Here is a 19,541-nt window from a genome sequence, read left to right on the forward strand (position 1 = left end):
TGCTTCTGTCATATTACAAAAGTAATCACTTTAAAGAAAACTACAAATAGTTACCCCCAATGATTATCGGGTGAGCCATAACTATGGATTATACAATGCCTAAATACGAGAAGAGTATCTTATCTCCTGATAAAGTACATTTCTTCTATTATGATGTCATGCGTAATTTGGAGGACAATTCAATCTTTCTCTATGATTGGAACCATGATATTCAAGCCTACTTGGATAATAAAAATATTGTAATAGAAGCAAAAGAAAAGGATGTTCTTCCGACGACTATCGAAAAGGACAAACTTCATTTTACAATCCGTGAACAGGATGAAAATAATAAGGCCGTTGCTTTCTTCAACCACCTACGGAACGCTTTCGCCCATCTACGAATCGTGCCCGAAGGTGAATACCTAAATATAACAGATGGTTCTTGGAAAGGGAAAGAAAAGGATAAACACTTTGAGAGAACGATGATAGGGCAGATTAAATACGAAGATTTGAAAGAATTATGTTTCCTCTTCTTTAAACAAAGAGATAAATTCATAGAAGAAAATAATATTTAGAACTATCATTCTATTAACGAGGTAGCCAACCTATCTATTTGAATGGATAAGTTGGCTTTCTTTACAACTTGCCCTCCTGCCTGTTGATGTCCGGATATGCTTTTTTCAGTTCCTCCACGCTGTTGCCGATGGTGCTGCCACCCGAAGTGGCGAAGGGAGATTGTTCTTATTCCTTTGCTGGCTGTTTTTTCGAGAACACCTCTACGATGCCCGGCAATGTTGTAAGCAGTTTCGGAGTGATGTCTCAATGCAGGCAGATACCTATATGCCCGGATGCCTCCCTGTTCGGTTGCAAAAGTAGGTATTCGCCACACAAACCATCATACACAAAATACGGGTTTAGCATCCTTTTTTTCAGGAAACATACCCGGAATGATTTATTCGCTCCTTTATGCAAACACTTCCAATGCGAGTTTGATTATAAAACAACTTGTAAAGCCATTCCCTAATTCATAAAAAGGAGCATCCGATAGTTGGATTAACAGCATGCGACACCCAACATCCACATAGCATAACAGACTATCAATCAGCGACATCATACTTTATTTTCTCTTTATCTTTTTTAAAGTAAAACTTTATCGGGATTAAAGTAACACTTTATTAGGATTAAAGCAGTTCTTTATCGGGATTAAAGTGACACTTTATTAAAACCAAAGTAATGCTAAAAAAAAGGATAAAGAAACGCCGTTGCTTCAAATCCCGGAAGAATAAAAAGCCAGCCTACCCGACTACGGATAAGTTGGCTTTTTCAAAAGAAAGAAAGACATTTTTCAGCCCTAAAACTTGATAGTTTGCCATAAAAGCCGTATTTTTGAAGAAAACGGGGTGAAAGATGGCAAATCTGTTGATTCCGGGCATATCCCAGGCAGAACAAGATTCGTTGTACGGCAAACTGAACATGTACAACGAAGGAAGAGTCTCCTACAAAGAGACGGGCGCATATCTTGTGGCATTGCCACGTCCGGAACACCCCTTATACACCCTGTGGATTTACTCTCCCCTGCCCGAACGGCAATCCATCTTCTTCATTTGCGACCTCTCCGCAGATGTTCATGAAGCGCTACGGATGGCAAGCACGCTATGTTTCTACTCCCCCCGATGCCTGTTTCTGGTGGAGTACAACGCCAAAAGGATGCAAAACAGGGGGGATGACATCGTCTTCTTCGGAAAGTATCGCGGGCACTTCCTGCACGAGATACTGCGCATAGACCCCGACTACCTCTCATGGATAGCTTTTAAATTTGAGCCGAAAATACCTAAACAAGAACGTTTCGTGCAAATCGCCGGCATCTATCATTCTGTCCACCTGGACATCCAACGGAGAAAAATGCAACAAGCAAACAGCGGAAACCGCTTCTTAGGGAAGGAAGGAGAAAAAGTGGAAAATCTGACCCTGACCGTGCTCAGCGTCAAAGTGGAGGACAATCCCTATAAGACACAGGTGAAAGGTGCCACGCCCTACTTCTATGTGCGCCAAGTGCTGAAGTTGAAAGATGCCGCAGGGAATATGGTATCATGCCGCATCAATGCCCGCACGGCAAGCCGGACTTCCTGCCAGTTGCCCGCCGTCGAACACGCCTATCAGGTAGGGGAAATCATAAGAATAGCATCGGCACGCATCGCACGTACTTATATGATAGGGAACACCCGATATACCCGGCTTACGCACATCAAGAAAGAGTAAGCCGGGCATTCGGCATTCGGCTTCTTATTCTGTCGTCAACGGACGCTTCTTCCAGTCGTCCTTCACATAGCTATCGGGATAGACGGTCTTGTCTGTCACCACGCCGCCTTTCAGGTGAATCCAGGTCGTAAAGGTACGTTCCCCTTCTTTCAGCTGAATCACACGCGCACCGTTGGGAAGGTGATTGTACACGGTATTACCGCCGGTATAGCGGCCGTAAGCCAAAAGGATGCCTCTCCACATCACCGAATAATCGTTGTCGTGGTCGTGTCCGACGAAGATTCCCATCACATCGCCCGCCTCCTTCATGGCAGTAAACATACCTGTGTTCATGGCAGGAGCGCACGCTGTTTCCATACGCGTGCCCCGCAGAATAGCCGTTTCAGAGGCTGCCGCCTCGTTATATTCCGGCAGGGGGATGTGGAAGAACGCCAACGCCGGAAGCGGTTGCCCGCCGTTCGCAGCCTTATAGGAGGCACTTTGCCGACGATACCAATCCACTTGGTCGAAAGTAAGCCAATCATAGCCCTTCACATCAGGCAGTTTGGAATAAGAGTGCGAGTCTATGCAATAGAGCAAGGCCGCGTCTTTCTTGCCATCCGAAGACTTCACCGTAAGAACGTGGTCGGGAGACTCCTTGCTTCCACGGTCGGGCTGCAGATTGAAAGGCACGGAACGGATGATGTCATAGAGTTCGGCACGTGTCTTTCCTTGTTCGTCGTCGTGATTGCCAAAAGTCACGACAAAAGGCACCTTACGTTCGGAAACACAGGAAAGCACCGTACGCATACCTATATCACCGGGTGCGGCATATATCACATCGCCCGTAAAAACCACCAGGTCGGGATGTTCGGCATCAATCACTTCGCCAATACGCTTCAAGGCAACATCCGAAGCGGGATTACCATACTTAAAATGCACATCCGTAAACTGGACAATTTTAAACGAACCGTTCTTATCGAACTTCAAAGGAGAGACTTGCGCCCGACAAAGACCGGCAAATAGGCATGCCAAGCAGAAAGTAAAGAATGTTTTCTTCATATTATGAATGTTTTTAGTAAAAAAGAAACGAGATAATCACTCTTTGGCTATCAACACGGTGGCATAAGCGGAAATACCCTCTTCCCTGCCCGTAAAGCCCAATTTCTCTGTGGTAGTAGCCTTGATGGAAACATCGTCTTCATCAATCCCCATCACGGCAGCAAGGGTCTGTTGCATCTCGGGGATGCGGGCTTTCAGCTTGGGACGTTCGGCGCAAACGGTGGCATCTATATTGCCTACGGAATAGCCCTTCGTCGCTATCAATCCGACAGTCTTTTTCAACAGAATCTTGCTGTCTATATTCTTGAACTCACCCGCCGTATCGGGGAAGTGGTAACCGATGTCGCGCATATTGGCCGCTCCCAGCAATGCGTCACAAATGGCATGGATGAGCACGTCCGCATCCGAATGCCCCTGCAAACCTTTCTCATGTTCCAGGCGGATACCGCCCAGCCACAACTCGCGTCCCGCCACCAATTGGTGGACATCGAAACCGAAACCTACACGTATCTTCATATTGTTGCTTCTTTAAGTTGATACGAAAGTACGGAAAAAATAGGAACAAGAGAAGAAACAAGACACAAATTGCACGGATTACGCCGTTTTTTGCTCCCCTTGTGGGAAAAAAATCGAACGTAAACCGTGCAATCGATATGGAGTATGAAGAATATGTTACGGTCTGTCGGGCAGGCTGTCTACAATTCCTTTATAAAAAGCTCTCACATCTTGCCAGTGATAGAAAGGAGCCATATCCGTCTTCACCGGGATACTTACTTCATGCTCGTGTAGCAACAGTTTTACAATCACATCTTCCGGCGAGCCTTTCTTGCGGAAGAACACCAGCTGTATATTTCCTGCCATCGGCGCAACCTTGTAATTGCACCACGCCTGATAGAACTTATCGGGGTCGGCCTCCTCGTTATAGCAGTTCTCCAACTTCATCAATCCTGCCAGAGGGATAATGTTTCCATCATGTGCAAAGCGGAAAGTAGCCGAGTTTCTACCCGAAGCAATAGCCTCATCGGCAGCGGCAATGATGTTCTCCAATGTCGGTTTGGCGTTTGCCACCATCAGTCCGTTGGTCATGGGCGAGGGACCGTCGCACACGTAGTTCTTGTAGTTGTGTATCTGCCAAATATCGAATAACTCTTGCTTCTCAAAAATATCATAGAACGATACTTCCAGCTCCACGTTCTGCATGTCTGAGGCTATCGCATAAAGACCGCGCATCAGTTCCTCCGGATTCACACGTTTATGGACAAACTCTTTATCGGAGAAAAGTGAGTTCATCAGACGTTCGGGACGAATATGGCTCTTCTCGAATTTGCGGAACTCCTCGTACCAAGGTCCCTTGTGCGAAGTGAACTTCATGGCTTCCTGCGTATGAAAGTTCAAGTAAGGCATGTATTTGTTGCTGGATTCACGCTCAATCTTCAGCTGGGGATTGAACTCCTTCAGACGTTCGCAAAAGGCATCCATACTGAGTACACAACGTATTACGAGTGTGGCACATGCCGACATCTCCGGCGCACCTTTAAAGACTTCGGGAAATGCCTGATACATACGTTCGGCAATACCGCGCTGCTGATCCACGCCCACTGGGCTCAAGTCTCCACCGTGTCCTTCGGCATCTGCCCAGACAATAGCCAACCGCTCGCGCACATCTTCGCCCAGCGGAGTGAGTTTACCCGCCAGATGTGCCTTTTCAAACACTTCCATCACACGGATATACTCCTCGTCAGAAATCAGCCAGCGCGAGCCATGACGTCCGAAGTGACTGATATAGAAAGGCTCGTAACCTTTCGGTGCCTTGGTCTGTACACCCGGTGCCGGATAGGCATAATACACTCCTCCGGTAACGGCAATGTTATCGAAGATTTCTTCGCGCGTGGCTTGTGCATACGACGATGTATGCACAGTCAATGTGGCAAAAAGAATGGTAGAAAAAACGATTCGTTTCAATCTAAAATTCATAGGATAATAAAGCTTTTCAGTTCAAGAAATCAGGATTTTGTGTCAAATTAGGATTGGTAGTAAACTCGTCCTGCGGAATGGGAAAGAGGTTGTATTTGTCGTCCACATCCTTACCCATGTAAGAACCTGTCACGCCATTATCACTACCTTTCCAGTCCCAGTTATATCCCTTGGTGAACTTACCAAAACGAATCAGGTCCGTACGGCGAACCAACTCCATGTGCAACTCGCGGGCACGTTCATCCAAAAGGAAATCAAGATTCAACCGACTGTCGCTGATGCGTCCCGATACGCCATTACCATATTTGCCGGACATGTAAGCACGGTCTCTGATTTCATTCACATACTCCAACGCTTCAGTACGCGAACCACCTTCGGCGCCACGCAGAATAGCCTCAGCCGCCATCAAATAGGCATCTGCCGTACGGAACATCGGATAATCGACAGAAGAGTACTTCGTGCCGCCTGGTTCCAGTTCACTGCCGTCTTTGCGCACGTTTCTCCACTTGATGCAGGCGTAGCCGTTATTGAAATCGCTCTGGAACTCCTTGCCTTCTACCCAAGTTTCTTTGGTGTGGCCGATAGAGAAGAATTGGGCACGCTTGTCTTTCTTGCCGTTCCCCCAGATGTCATCTGTCACAAAAATCTGGTCTTCTTCTTCGAACATATCCACCAGCTGTGTCTTTACGCGAGCATTGCCCCAAGTGCCATTCACACCTATCCGGATATAGTTGCCCATATCTCCATTCATCAACGCCTTAATCAGGAAGTTAGTACCTGCGCTACCTTGCGCATAGTCTGCATCCTGCACCAGCGGCCAGATGATTTCAGAACAAGTTTCATTGTCTGCCAAGAAGATGTGGCGATAATCGGAAGCCAGCGGATAATTACCTTCCGTAATTACCTTTTTGGCATATTTGTATGCGTTTGTGTATTCATTCTTTCCTACCCAAGTTTCGGCATTCAAGTAAACACGTGACAGCAAGAACCAGGCTGCTACACGATCCACACGGGCATATTCGTTCTTTTTGGGTTCTTTCAGCTGGGTGGTCAATTCTTCCAGTTCGGACACCACAAAGTTGTAGATTTCCTTGCGGGTGGCTTGCTTGGGAATGTCACCTACTTCCATCGTTTCGTCCACGAAGGGTGTAGAACCGTAAAGGTCGCAGAGCATGCTGTAACTATAAGCACGGATGAAGCGGGCTTCTGCACAATAGTATTGATACTCGTCTTTCAAGGCTTCATACACACCTCTCTCCTGCAGTTTGCTCTCTGTACATTCACGTAGGAACTCGTTGCAATAGTTAATGGTCATGAAAAGACGGTAATAAGGATAACCCACAATCTCAGTAGAAGCATCCCAATTCAAGTAAAGCATGGCACGTACACCCTTGCTGCCACCGGACTGGAATACGATTTCATCCGTACAAGCTTCCTGCAAGTAGAACAAGGCACGAGTATAACCAGAATATCCTTCATCGATGCCCGACACATCGCCGTCTCCTCCGTCACCACCCTTCTGCCCTGTCTGTATCAGGGCAGCATAACACTTGGCAATCATGCCGATATAGCCCTCGGGAGTAGAGTACACCATCTCACCGGTCAGTTCGTTATCATCCAGCGGCAATGTATCCAGGTCGCCCAAACAAGAAGCAAAAAGTGACACAGCCAGCAAACATACTGTTACTAATTTGAAATATCCAGTTTTCATAATCATGTATCTGTTTTTAGTCATTAAAAATTAAGGTTAACTCCCAGCATGAACGTACGCGGACGCTGATAGATGTTTTTATCAATTCCGTTATAAAGCTCCGGATCAAGACCAGAGTATCCGCTCAAAGTGCATACATTCTGTACGGCGAAGGAGAGACGGAGCGATGTCCCGTCGTTCCATAGTTTATTGAACGTATGACCGATGGTGATATTGTCTATACGAAAGAAGTTGCCTCTCTCCAGGAAATGGTCGGTGAACTGGCGGTCTTGCGTAAACTTGTTTTCGAGCGTAGAACGCAGGATGTTGCTGGAAACGCCGTTGCTGCCATAGAGTGCATCCAAGGAGTTGGAAGCAGCCACATAGTTATAGACATAGAAACCGAAGCTACCGTGTCCGTTGATGCCCAAATCCCAATTCTTGTAGGACAGTCGGGTGGACAGACCGCAATAATAAGGGGCCTTGGAACTCTTGCCAGTGACGTACTTGTTAGAGTCTTCTTCGCTAGAAGTGATGGAGCCGTCTTTGGCAATGTATTTACCGTCCAGCGGCTGTCCGTTTTCGTCATAAGCTTGCTTCAGCAGATAATAGGTATTCGGAGTCTCGCCTACCATGTGTACTTGCAGATAGCGGCCTGTACCTCCGGCGTTACCTGTCTTTACGTAGTTGCTCTCGTTGTCGATGGTATTCAGCTTAGTAATCTTTGAGGTATTCCAAGTGAAGTTACCGCTGATGTTCCATTCCCAATCTTTGGTCTGGATGGGAACCAAGTTCACACCAACTTCAAGACCTTTGCTTTCCATATCACCGATGTTGGTTTCGATACGGTTGGTGAAGTTACTGCCGGCAGGTACAAAAATGTCGTTCAGCAGGTCTTTCGTGTTACGCCAGTAGTAGTCAATCGTACCCGAGATGCGGTTGTTCAAGAAACCGTAGTCGATGCCGATGTTGTAAGTTTCTGTAGTTTCCCATTTAATGTTGGGATCGTAGCCGTTGGGACGGTAGGTGGTGTACCACTTGTTACCGAACAAGTATCTGGACTCATCGTAAGATGCAGTATAGGTGGACAAATGCTGGTAATAGGAACCGATGGACTGCTGGCCGGTCTGACCGTAGCTCAAACGGAGTTTCAGGTCGGATACGATTTTGTTGTCTGCCAAGAAAGCCTCATCGTTCACACGCCATGCAGCGGCTACGGAAGGGAAGTAGCCCCAACGTGTCTTGGGCGAGAAGCGAGAAGAAGCATCGGCACGTAACGTAGCAGTCAGCATATAACGCTGTTTCCAAGAGTAGTTCAATCGACCGTAGAAGGAGAGCAGGTAAAGTTCAGCTTCCTCGTGCTTGGGAGAGGTAAGATCCTCACCCTTGGTGTCGGTAGTGGTATCATGGTTCTTGTACCAGAAACGTTGCCAGCCGTAACCAGCCATGACATTGAGATTATGGTCGTTGAAGTCTTTGGCATAGTTGGCATAGAAGTCGAGTAGTGTATTGCGTTTGTCGTTATGATATGTATAACGCTTTCCGGTACCATCCTGTTCGTTGCCGGTGTACATAGCGGGGGCCAAATCAGGCATGTTATCGTGTTTGTCTTCCGTCAGGAAATCATACCCCATATTCAGGTTCAGTCGAAAGTCTTCAAAACCGTGTATCTTATAATCGAGGGCAATATTACCGATGGAGCGTTTGGTCTTGTTCTGCTTGTCGGCAAGTTCCAAGTCGGAGACGGGGTTTGAGGCAGCTAACGTGATGGGGGTATTACTTGCACCCATCCACATATAGTAACCCAAACCTACATTACCGTCATAATTCTGATATACAGGGCGTGTAGGGTCAAAACCTACGGCACTTCCGATGACACTGGTGGAAACCGGCTTTTCGTCCTCAATGCTACCCTTGATATTGATGTCAACAGAGAGATGCTTGTCGAAGAACTTGGGCGACAAACCGATACTGGCATTGAGGCGCTGGTAGTTGTTGTTTTTCAACGTACCGTTCTGGTTGGTATAGCCCACGGACACGCGGTAAGGCATATTCTTCAAAGCACCAGTCATGGAGAGGTTGTGGTCTGTACCCATTGCCACGCGGTAGATTTCGTCCTGCCAGTCGGTATTGACATCACCCAGCTTGAAAGCCTCCGGAGCATTGGCATACTTGGCAAAGGTTTCGCGATATTCGGAAGCGGAGAGTACATCCAGTTTCTTATACACATTGCCCACCGTCACGTTGGCACTATAGCTGAAAGAGGGACGTGAAACACCGTCGGTGCTTCCTTTCTTCGTAGTGATAATGATGACACCGTTGGAGGCACGCGAACCGTAGATGGCTGTTGCCGAAGCATCTTTCAATACCGTAAACGAAGCAATGTCATTCGGGTTGATAGAGCTGATGGAGGCGTTGCTGACAGGCACACCGTCGATAACTATCAGTGGATCGTTGTCTGCTGACAAAGAAGCTCCCATACGGATACGGATGGTACCGCCGCTACCCGGAGCACCGCTACCCGGTACAATGTTCACACCGGCAACCTTACCCACCAGAGCGTCTTCGGCAGTCAATTGTTTTCCTTTGTTCAGTTCGTCCGGCTTTACAGTTAGCAGAGAACCAGTGACATCCCCTTTCTTCACTTGACCGTAACCGATTACAACGACTTCGTCCAGCATCTCCGTATCTTCCTGCAAAGTGATGACGAGCGGTGTATTGCTGCCGGTAACCGTCAGTTCCTGGCCCTTAAAACCGATACATGTAATGGAGAGAATATCATTGACGGCAGCTTTCAAAATAAAGTTACCGTCCACATCAGAGATAGTTCCCACAGAGGCACCCTTTATCAAGATGTTAGCCCCAATCAGTGGTTCACCTGTGTGGTCTTTCACATGTCCTTTCACTGCAACATCTTGTGCCGAAAGTGACAAAGACAAGAGCAATCCCAGCAACGGGAGAATACTCTTTGCGATTTTAATCATGCTTTTCATATAATACAATATATAATTAATAAAAATAATGTTTGCCAAGAAAAGGAACCAAGCACGCTCGGTTCCTTGCAATCCTTAGACCCAATCTTCTTAACTAATACTTATCAAAAAATTACAGTTAACTTTAATCTTTTGTCGATGTTGCAAAGGTATATGATTAACTGTCCCGCGAAAAAGGCGGGTAGAAGCTTAAAGTAAACGCAAGCAGATTAGCTTTATCTATAAAACTTTAAAAAACAATATATTGTAAAAATAAGCAGGAAATAAGAAAGTAGATTCACATAGAGGGCATAGGAGGAGTTTTACCCTATTTTCTGCACCATATTCAGGAAATCTTCTTTAGAAAGGAAGGATTTGCTCCGCACTTTCAAGCGGTAATTATATACGGTCTGCGAAGAGTAATGCAGGAAGGTGGCAATCTTTCCACTATCTGAAATTCCCAACCGAATCAAGGCAAACACACGGAGTTCCGGAGTCAGCAGTTCGCCCTCTTTAGGATAAATGCGCTTGTTCTCCTGCAAAAGGTTATTAAAGTCATTCACAAACTTAGGATAGAGTTTCAGAAAGACGCTGTCGAACGTATGGAAGAATTCTTTCAAGTCGCTGGTGACAAAGGTGGTGGAGTGGATGGCTTTCACCAGATCGTCCAACTGCCCGGCCTTCACTTTCCTTGCCAGCATCTTGCGGAATTCTTCCTGCTTGTCTATATAGACGGAACACATGTTGAAGACGTAGCCGATATACTCCTCCTTCACACGATTCGACTCCTGCAACCGAGCATTCAGTTCCTGCAAGTCACCGTTGATGTGCTTCAATTCCTTGTTCATGCCATCCATGGTCTTTCTGGCAAGGGAAAGGCGCTTCATCTGATGATAAATATAGACCAAGGCTACCAGCAATGCCGCCGCCAGGATGGATATCCATATAAATAAGGTGAGCAGCTGTTCTTTTTCCTCATGCAACTTGGTCTCGTAGGTGGAGTTGATGACAGGCAACATCCTTGAAATCTCCATCGTACGGTAGTGGGCATTACAGAAGGTAGCATCTTGTATGGAGCATTCCATATAGGTATATGCACGTTCTATGTCGCCCTCGCCATAGAGCAGGTTGGCAAGTTTCCAAAGCGATATGTATTCCTTTGTTCCGCTTTGCACGTCAGCTATTGCCGAGATGGCAAGATATTTCTTTTCTTGCTTGTGGTCTCCTTTGGCACCATAAACGCCTGCCAATGCAACAGAAGGAATGGCAAGGTTGAAGTCCTTCCGGCTATGGATATCATAGCAACCCTCCAAAACCCCTATGGCTTCGTCATACTTACCCTCATATAGTAGTTTGTCGCCCAAAATCAGTTGATAGCCTTGCGAATCGGGATGCTTCACACGCAGAATGGAGTCTTTGTATTGATATGCCAGCCGGGAGTATGACGCCTGCAATTCTTCTGAAAAAGCATAGGATGCCATCAGCGTGTACACTTTATGATAAAGATTATAGTAGTAGAACATATCTATCGCACCCAGTTCCTTCTGGGGAATATTTTCCAAAATTTCCAGTCCTTCCTTATACATTCCTGTACCAATCATCACCTCTGCCACACGCATACGGGCAGAGTAGAGATGCGATGCTACGGACATACGCTGGGCTACTTCCACGCAACGGTTTGCTGCCCACAAGGCAGAGTCCATGCGGTAGGCGCTGTATTTGCCGAACAACTCCTGATAGATTTCCAGCAATTCCGCATCGGAACGGGTAGCCTTCAATTGGCACTGCAAGGCATTGATTTGAGACTGACGTTCCAGTGTGTATCGTTCACGCCCCTGCACAGATGTATCAAGCACCCGAAGCAATGAATCCACCTCTCTATCTTGGCAGAATAAAGGCATAGTGCAAAACAAAGCGAAAAGGATGGCAAACAAACGTTTCATGCAATACGATTTCTCTGTCTATAGTTCAAGATTATACCACAAAAGTAAACATTTACCCGTCGATTACAAAGTTTTTTTGGACAGAAGATGTTTGGACGAGGTTAGTAAAGGGGTACTTTAGCGTTATAAAGCAGAAGTTTAGTAAGCTAACATAGAGGTTTACGGACAAAATCCCGAATGCCAATCAGCGTATATTGAAATCGAGTACTTTCTCTTCCCCCAGATACCCTTGCAGATGCTGCCCGATGCTGACAGGCCCTACGCCCGCCGGTGTACCCGTGAAGAGCAAATCGCCTATTTTCAGTGTCATAAAGCGGCTGACATACGCAATGATATCATCCACCCGGAACAGCATGTCCGATGTATGGCCCCGTTGCACCTCCCGGTCATCAATCGTCAGGTGGAAGTTCAGATTCTGCACATCGCCCCCCACCTGTTCCAACGGAACAAACGTGCCAATCGCTGCCGAATTGTCGAACCCCTTGCAGAGTTCCCACGGATTGCCAGCCTCGCGGAACTTGCGCTGCAAGTCGCGGGCGGTAAAGTCAATGCCCACCGTCACCGCATCGTAATAGCGGTGTGCGAAACGAGGCGCAATGTTCTTTCCCAGACGGCAGATGCGCACCACCACTTCCGTCTCATAGTGCACCTCATTGGAGAAGTCCGGAATAAAGAAAGGCTTGCCATCTTTCAGAATAGCCGAGTCGGGCTTCATAAATATAACCGGTTCCTTGTTCTCCTGCGTATGCCCCAATTCCCGGTTGTGCAGGGCATAGTTCATTCCTACGGCAATAATCTTCATTATTTGATTTTGTTAAAATTCAGTCGGTTAAACATCACTGCCAGATGGGCATAAAGGGAAGTGTTCTGAACAACAATGTCTTCGGGAACGCGGATTCGGAACGGAGTAAAGTTCCACACCGCCTTGATACCACCCGCCACCATCGTGTCCGTTATCTGCTGAGCTATTTCAATAGGTACTGTCAACACACCGATATTGACATCATACTCACGCATCTTCTGCATAAACTCATCCGAATGATAAATAGGGATACCGTTCAGCGTGGTGCCCACCAGCCCGGGCTTCACATCGAATGCAGCTACAATCTCCAAGCCGAAATGATTCAAACCCGAATCGTGCAACAAGGCACCTCCCAAACTTCCGACACCGAAAAGAAAAGCTTTGTGCATATTGGTGAATCCTAAAAAATCTTCCAATACGGCTATCAGCGCATCCACTTCATAACCCACGCGCGTGCGCCCTGCAATGTTCACATACGAAAGGTCTTTGGCTATTTGCGAGGCGTCAATGTTGGTCTCCTTAGAAATCTGAGTAGAAGAAACAAAGTTCTCGCCCTTTTGCTTCAGTAACTTTACATTAGAAAGATACCACGGAAGCCGGCGCAAGGTAGGTTCCGGCACTTTGACTGCTACTCTATTATGCAACGAACTGCTCATAATTTTCTATTTAGGTTCACGTTTTGCGCTTGGCAAAAATAGTGCTTTTTTTCCAATCAACTATATGGACGCGACAAAAGCTTAACAAATTTCTACAAAGAAGCTGTGTCAGAGCACAAGATAAAAACTCCTAAAAATTGCATAACTCCACACAATGTATTACTTTTGGTACACTTTTCATTTAACGAAGTTAGAGGAGGTAAAAAGAAATATCAGCCGACAAGCTGGCTTAGGGGGGTAAAACCGAAACTTCGGCAACGGCATCATACACAAGCGTATCGGCACTACCTCCTATAACTCCTAACGGAACAAAGCGGAGTGAGAACTCACCTAATTCCTTAAATGAAAAAGTTGTGATTTTGATACCATTAACGAAAAAAATATGAAAAAGAATGATTGGAAAGAACGGTTGAACGTAGTCTATTCAACCAACCCTGATTATAATTACGAAACCAACGAAGAAAAAGAAGAAGAAACTACTCTCCCACCTGCCCAGCAACGCCTGCGCGTACAACTGGACCGCAAGAACCGGGGCGGCAAGGTAGTGACCCTTGTCACCGGCTTTGTAGGAACGGAAGATGACCTGAAAGACTTGGGCAAACTGCTGAAAAGCAAATGCGGCGTCGGCGGCAGTGCCAAAGAAGGGGAAATCATCGTACAGGGCGACTTCAGACAGAAAGTGCTGGAACTGCTGAAGAAAGAGGGATATACACAGACGAAACCAGTAGGATGAAAAGCGAAAAGTTCAAGCATAAACAAAGTATTCACTGCTATGACACTCTATTTTTTAATCTATTATTATTTACATATTTAGAGCTTGTTCAAGTCTCGGTTGATGATGTTTGGAGCAATGCGTCCGACTGCTCTTTATATGAACGGTAGCGTACTTTGCGGATTTGACTTTTAAGCCCCATCTGCACCATCAGTCGCTGAACAGTCTTGTGATTAAGAACAACGTCATTGTTGCGCATTTCAGCAGTTGCACGGCGATAACCGTAACGCCCCTTATGAGCGTGAAAAATTGATTTAATCATTTCTTTCTCACTCGCACATTTGTCTTTTGCCTTCAGACGCTTCAAATGATAATAGAATACCGAACCAGCCATCTGTCTCAACTCTAAAAGTAAGTCAAGAGGATATTCCGACCTTAGTTCGTCGATGGCTTTTGCCCATTGAGACGTGCTCTGGCTTCCTGTTCCTTGACTAAGGCCTCTACTTTTTTTTAGCAGCGCATTCTCCGCTCTCAGACGGAAGTTCTCTGCCTGAAGCTTCTCAAGTTCGGTCTGTGGTTCTCTTTTCTTTGGTCTTGCCATATCTTTGGGTGGGCGTCCTCGTCGTTTGTTATTGAGTGAGATACCTTGCTGCGCTGTCCTGACCCACCTCTGGATGGTGGAGCGGTTCAGATCATAACGGAGACAAAGTTTCTGAAAAGGTACGCCTTTGACCGTAAATTCTTCTACAATTTTTAATTTTTCTGCTGTAGAGTAATGATATGACCGCGTTCCTCGCAGACCGTCCTCGCCGTACTTCTGATAGCGAAGCAGCCATTGCCTGACCATCTTCCTGTCAAGTTGGAACTCTCGACATATTGAATCAATTGTTTCTCCGCAGAGAATGCGACTGACTATATCCAGCCGTTCTTCATAATTGTTGTGTCTATAATAATGCACCCCAAAAGTTAGACACAAAACTTTTGGGGTGCAGTTCATTGATCAGTATTTCTACTTACTAAAATTCAGCGTTACGCGGCGTGCGTGGGAACGGTATCACATCACGAATGTTCGTCATACCTGTAACAAACAACAGCAGACGTTCAAATCCCAATCCGAAGCCGGAGTGAGGGCATGTACCGAACTTACGGGTATCAAGATACCACCACATATCCTTCATCGGGATATGAAGCTCCTCGATGCGTGTCATCAGCTTCTTGTAATCAGCCTCGCGCTCGGAACCACCGATAATCTCGCCAATCTTCGGAAACAACACGTCCATGGCACGAACCGTCTTTCCATCTTCGTTCTGCTTCATGTAGAACGCCTTGATTTCCTTTGGATAATCGGTCAAAATCACCGGACACTTGAAATGCTCTTCCACCAAATAGCGTTCGTGTTCGGAAGCCAAATCAACGCCCCAATATACCGGAAACTCAAACTTATGCCCTTTGGCAACAACCTCTTCCAAAATCTTGATGCCTTCCGTATAAGGCAGACGCACGAAATCCTTCTTTAAAACGCCTTGCAGACGTTCAATCAACCCCTTGTCGAACATGTCATTGAGGAACTTCACATCATCGGCACAATTATCTAAAGCCCACTGCACACAATACTTGATGAAGTCTTCCGCCAAATCCATATTGTCCGTGATATCGTTGAATGCAACCTCCGGCTCAATCATCCAAAATTCAGCCAAATGACGGGGAGTATTAGAATTCTCGGCACGGAACGTAGGACCAAACGTATAGATAGCACCCAATGCCGTAGCTGCCAGCTCACCTTCCAATTGACCGGAAACCGTCAGACTCGCCTGCTTTCCGAAAAAGTCGTCATCGTAAATGATGGAACCGTTCTCATCCTTTTTCAAGTCATACAAGTTCTTCGTTGTCACCTGAAACATCTGTCCGGCACCTTCACAATCGGAAGCTGTGATAATCGGCGTATGGAAATAGAAGAAACCTCTCTCATGAAAGAACTTATGAATGGCAATCGCCATGTTATGGCGAATGCGGAATACAGCACCGAACGTATTGGTACGGGGACGCAGATGAGCAATCTCACGAAGGAATTCCATGGAGTGCCCCTTCTTCTGCAACGGATAAGTATTATCGCAAACACCCAACACTTCTATTTCACGAGCCTGAATCTCAGCTTTCTGACCGGAACCTACAGATTCCGTCAACAAACCGTTCACGCTCAGACAAGCGCCCGTAGTGATTTCCTTCAGCATCTCTTCATCAAAGTTTGCCAAATCCACTACAACCTGCACATTATTTATTGTAGAACCGTCATTCAGCGCAATAAAGTTTACTTGCTTACTACCTCTGCGGGTACGAACCCATCCTTTCACGTTGACCATCACGCCAAAGTCTTCACGCTTCAGCAAATCAACAATCTTTGTTCTACTAATTTTTTCCATAAAACAGTTTTTAGACCTTATTATATATATTACTCAAAAGAACCCATACGCAGGAAGTTCACCTCCTGCTCCGTGAGGTAACGCCATTCACCGCGACGCAAGCCCTTCTTCGTCAAACCCGCGAAGTAAACACGATCCAACTTTATGACCTTATAGCCTAACGATTCGAAAATACGGCGCACGATGCGGTTCTTTCCGGAATGGATTTCAATACCGACATCATCTTTCTTCACCTCATCCGTATAGCTGATAGCGTCTGCATGGATTTCTCCATCATCCAGCTGAACGCCCGCTGCAATCTGTTCCATATCGGCCTTCGTCAAATTCTTATCCAAATGCACGTGATATATTTTCTTCTTCAGATACTTTGGATGCGTCAGTTTAGAAGCCAAATCACCGTCATTAGTCAACAGCAACACACCGGTAGTGTTACGGTCCAGACGGCCTACAGGATAGATACGTTCATCGCAAGCCCCTTTCACCAGATCCATCACCGTGCGGCGTGCCTGCGGATCGTCTGAAGTGGTCACCGTGTCTTTCGGCTTGTTCAGCAACACATAAATTTTACGTTCGATGCTGACCGGCTGATCGTGGAACTTCACTTCATCGCCATGCTTAATTTTAGTGCCCAATTCTGTCACCACTTCTCCGTTCACCGTGACCACTCCTGCCGTAATAAATTCATCAGCCTCGCGACGAGAGCAAACTCCAGCATTCGCCAAGAACTTATTTAAGCGAATCGGCTCGTTCGGATCAACAAACTGCTCCTTATACTCAATCTGCTTCTTCTTGCTATACTTGGCGTTCGGATCGTAATCAGCCGTACGACGGAAAGGACGGTTGTAACCGCCTCTGTTGTTATTATATCCACCGGGACGTCCTTCACCTGAATTGAAGCGCGGACGATAGCCCGAATTATTTCCATAAAAAGGACGTTGCGGACGGTCACCCTCCTCACTATTGTTGTAGCGGGGACGATAAGGACGGTCGCTGTTATAAGGACGTTGAGGACGGTCTCCTCCTTCTGCATTATAACGAGGGCGTGGAGAATATCCACCCGAATTATAAGAACGCTGAGGACGGTCACCATTGTCATTGTTGTAGTGAGAGCGGAAAGGACGGTCGCCCGAATTATTTCCGTAGGGACGTTGCGGACGGTCATCACTGCCATTGTTGTAACGTGGACGATAAGGACGCTCGCCGTTTTCGCTATTATTATAACGGGAACGGAAGGGACGGTCGCCATTCTCTGTCGAATTAAAACGCGGACGGTAAGGACGTTCATTGTTATAAACACGCTGAGAACGGTCACCATTGCCACTATTGAATCGCGGACGATAAGAGCGATCTCCGTTTTCACGATTGTAAGACGGACGGCTGTAGCCCCCTTCTCTGTAAAATTGATTACCATCACGGCCGGCGCCGAAGTTCTCCTCAGAGGAAGAAGCATCACGCCAAGTTTCGTTTTCTGTACTCATTGTTTTCTATTCGAATAAAATTAAACCTTGGCCTCACGGCCATTCATTTATACTATGATATTTATATGTTTCTATAACGATTGCCGGAGTCAAAAGATCTCCGGCTTCTTTTATCTTTTCAGATTCCTGTATAAGTATGCGGCGTAATCACACGCAACTCCTTCTTCACCTCTTCGCTTACGTCCAGTCCTTCTATGAATTCCTTGATAGAAACCTCCGTAATAGCCTGATTAGTACGGGTCAATGCTTTCAGTGCCTCGTACGGATGCGGATATGCTTCACGGCGCAGAATAGTCTGGATAGCTTCAGCCACCACACTCCAACAATTATCCAAATCCCGGTAAATGGCCGGCTCGTTCAGCAAAAGTTTGCGCAACCCCTTCAAAGAGCTTTGTATGGCGATAACGATGTGTCCAAACGGCGTACCCACATTGCGAAGTACTGTAGAATCCGTCAAATCCCGCTGCAAACGAGATACCGGCAGCTTCACCGCCAAATGTTCAAGAATGGCATTCGCCATACCCAAGTTTCCTTCCGCATTTTCAAAATCAATCGGATTCACCTTGTGCGGCATGGCACTGGAGCCCACTTCTCCGGCTTTGATTTTCTGCTTGAAGTATTCCATGGAGATGTACTGCCAGAAGTCACGGTTCATATCAATCATCACCGTATTGATGCGTTTCATGGCATCGAAAATGGCTGACAAATTATCGTAGTTGGAAATTTGGGTAGTATATTCCTCACGTTCCAAGCCCAACTTCTCTGCAACGAACTGGTTGCCGAAAGCCTTCCAGTCATATTCTGGATATGCCACATGATGGGCGTTGTAGTTACCCGTAGCACCGCCGAACTTCGCCATTATCGGGCAGGCCTTCAACGTAGCGAGCTGACGCTCCAGACGGTAAACAAAGACCATCACCTCCTTTCCCAAACGGGTAGGAGAAGCCGGCTGTCCATGCGTCTTGGCAAGCATCGGAATAGCCGCCCACTCTTCTGCATAGGTACGGAGCTGTGTTATCAACTCTTCAATCAGCGGATAATAGACTTTTTCCAATGCCTCCTTTACGGACAACGGAATGGATGTATTGTTGATATCTTGCGAAGTCAATCCAAAATGAATGAACTCCTTGTAATCATCCATTCCACCCAGCTTATCGAATTCCTCTTTCAAGAAGTACTCTACAGCCTTCACATCATGGTTGGTTACGCTCTCAATCTCCTTAATGCGGGCAGCATCGGCCTCGGAGAAGTTGCGATAAATGTTTCTCAAGGTCTCAAACACTGATTTTTCCACGCCTTGCAGTTGCGGCAAGGGCAGTTCACACAATGTGATGAAGTACTCCACTTCAACCTGTACACGGTATTTTATCAGTGCAAATTCTGAGAAATAGGCGGCCAGAGCGTCCGTCTTGCCCCTATATCGACCGTCAATCGGAGAGATTGCGGTAAGTAAATCAAGTTCCATACGTCGTATTTATGATGATAATTATCAGACAACAAAAATACTGCTTTTTTCCGAGTAACAAGATATAAAAAGGAAAGAATTTAGGGGTCAGCGGATATTTCTGGTTGGTATCCATTTCCTTTATGCGTACAAAGTAGCCAATCTGAACAT

At 46.4% G+C, this 19,541-nt stretch carries 15 protein-coding genes and 2 pseudogenes; 3 read left to right on the forward strand and 14 right to left on the reverse strand.

What is annotated here, in order from left to right; genetic code table 11:
• Positions 1 to 83 precede the first annotated feature (83 nt).
• On the forward strand, positions 84 to 554 hold the full coding sequence (locus K2G43_RS09890) for a hypothetical protein (protein ID WP_300154689.1): 471 nt from the start codon (positions 84 to 86) through the stop codon (positions 552 to 554).
• A gap of 61 nt (positions 555 to 615) precedes the next feature.
• Here the strand turns inward: K2G43_RS09890 and K2G43_RS09895 are convergent.
• A pseudogene (locus K2G43_RS09895) lies at positions 616 to 711 on the reverse strand (flavodoxin); the annotation flags it as partial.
• 675 nt (positions 712 to 1,386) lie between these two features.
• Between K2G43_RS09895 and K2G43_RS09900 the strand changes: the two are divergent.
• Positions 1,387 to 2,238: a hypothetical protein gene (locus K2G43_RS09900; RefSeq protein ID WP_300154692.1), complete on the forward strand. Its 852-nt coding sequence runs from the start codon at positions 1,387 to 1,389 to the stop codon at positions 2,236 to 2,238.
• 24 nt (positions 2,239 to 2,262) lie between these two features.
• Here the strand turns inward: K2G43_RS09900 and K2G43_RS09905 are convergent, their stop codons facing one another.
• The 8 genes from K2G43_RS09905 to K2G43_RS09940 all read right to left on the reverse strand — a co-directional run bounded on the left by K2G43_RS09905 (position 2,263) and on the right by K2G43_RS09940 (position 13,316).
• Positions 2,263 to 3,279 (reverse strand): metallophosphoesterase family protein, encoded by a 1,017-nt coding sequence (locus K2G43_RS09905; RefSeq protein ID WP_300154695.1) that lies wholly within the window; start codon positions 3,277 to 3,279, stop codon positions 2,263 to 2,265.
• A gap of 36 nt (positions 3,280 to 3,315) precedes the next feature.
• Positions 3,316 to 3,795 carry a 2-C-methyl-D-erythritol 2,4-cyclodiphosphate synthase gene (ispF, locus tag K2G43_RS09910; protein ID WP_297644198.1) on the reverse strand — a complete coding sequence of 160 codons (480 nt, stop codon included), beginning with the start codon at positions 3,793 to 3,795 and terminating at the stop codon, positions 3,316 to 3,318.
• A 156-nt stretch (positions 3,796 to 3,951) separates the two neighbouring features.
• Positions 3,952 to 5,253, reverse strand: coding sequence for a histidine-type phosphatase (locus K2G43_RS09915; RefSeq protein WP_300154699.1), 1,302 nt, complete (start codon positions 5,251 to 5,253; stop codon positions 3,952 to 3,954).
• Positions 5,254 to 5,269: 16 nt separating this feature from the next.
• Positions 5,270 to 6,964: a RagB/SusD family nutrient uptake outer membrane protein gene (locus tag K2G43_RS09920; protein WP_297644196.1), complete on the reverse strand. Its 1,695-nt coding sequence runs from the start codon at positions 6,962 to 6,964 to the stop codon at positions 5,270 to 5,272.
• 23 nt (positions 6,965 to 6,987) lie between these two features.
• Positions 6,988 to 9,936: a TonB-dependent receptor gene (locus K2G43_RS09925; RefSeq protein ID WP_300154703.1), complete on the reverse strand. Its 2,949-nt coding sequence runs from the start codon at positions 9,934 to 9,936 to the stop codon at positions 6,988 to 6,990.
• Positions 9,937 to 10,238: 302 nt separating this feature from the next.
• On the reverse strand, positions 10,239 to 11,858 hold the full coding sequence (locus K2G43_RS09930; RefSeq protein ID WP_297645307.1) for a DUF6377 domain-containing protein: 1,620 nt from the start codon (positions 11,856 to 11,858) through the stop codon (positions 10,239 to 10,241).
• A 184-nt stretch (positions 11,859 to 12,042) separates the two neighbouring features.
• The gene (locus K2G43_RS09935; protein WP_300154708.1) at positions 12,043 to 12,660 is read right to left on the reverse strand and encodes a fumarylacetoacetate hydrolase family protein; all 618 of its coding nucleotides are present in this window, start codon (positions 12,658 to 12,660) and stop codon (positions 12,043 to 12,045) included.
• Entirely contained in the window at positions 12,660 to 13,316 is a 657-nt protein-coding gene (locus tag K2G43_RS09940) for a redox-sensing transcriptional repressor Rex (RefSeq protein WP_300154711.1), read from the reverse strand. The genes K2G43_RS09935 and K2G43_RS09940 overlap by 1 nt, the downstream gene beginning before the upstream one ends.
• Before the next feature lie 382 nt (positions 13,317 to 13,698).
• Here K2G43_RS09940 and K2G43_RS09945 point away from each other — a divergent pair, with 382 nt between their 5' ends.
• Entirely contained in the window at positions 13,699 to 14,049 is a 351-nt protein-coding gene (locus tag K2G43_RS09945; RefSeq protein ID WP_300154714.1) for a translation initiation factor, read from the forward strand.
• 88 nt (positions 14,050 to 14,137) lie between these two features.
• On the opposite strand, the gene K2G43_RS09950 is transcribed toward K2G43_RS09945, so the two are convergent.
• The 5 genes and pseudogenes from K2G43_RS09950 to purB all read right to left on the reverse strand — a co-directional run bounded on the left by K2G43_RS09950 (position 14,138) and on the right by purB (position 19,391).
• The gene (locus K2G43_RS09950; protein WP_300154720.1) at positions 14,138 to 14,875 is read right to left on the reverse strand and encodes an IS3 family transposase; all 738 of its coding nucleotides are present in this window, start codon (positions 14,873 to 14,875) and stop codon (positions 14,138 to 14,140) included.
• Positions 14,876 to 14,878: 3 nt separating this feature from the next.
• Positions 14,879 to 15,025 (reverse strand): annotated as a pseudogene (locus K2G43_RS09955) (helix-turn-helix domain-containing protein); the annotation flags it as partial.
• A 19-nt stretch (positions 15,026 to 15,044) separates the two neighbouring features.
• Positions 15,045 to 16,448 carry an asparagine--tRNA ligase gene (asnS, locus tag K2G43_RS09960; protein ID WP_297644976.1) on the reverse strand — a complete coding sequence of 468 codons (1,404 nt, stop codon included), beginning with the start codon at positions 16,446 to 16,448 and terminating at the stop codon, positions 15,045 to 15,047.
• 29 nt (positions 16,449 to 16,477) lie between these two features.
• Entirely contained in the window at positions 16,478 to 17,926 is a 1,449-nt protein-coding gene (locus K2G43_RS09965; protein WP_297644979.1) for a pseudouridine synthase, read from the reverse strand.
• 118 nt (positions 17,927 to 18,044) lie between these two features.
• The gene (gene purB, locus K2G43_RS09970; protein WP_300154717.1) at positions 18,045 to 19,391 is read right to left on the reverse strand and encodes an adenylosuccinate lyase; all 1,347 of its coding nucleotides are present in this window, start codon (positions 19,389 to 19,391) and stop codon (positions 18,045 to 18,047) included.
• Positions 19,392 to 19,541: the final 150 nt, after the last annotated feature.

This window comes from Bacteroides sp., assembly GCF_029057325.1.
In the GTDB taxonomy this organism is placed as follows: domain Bacteria; phylum Bacteroidota; class Bacteroidia; order Bacteroidales; family Bacteroidaceae; genus Bacteroides.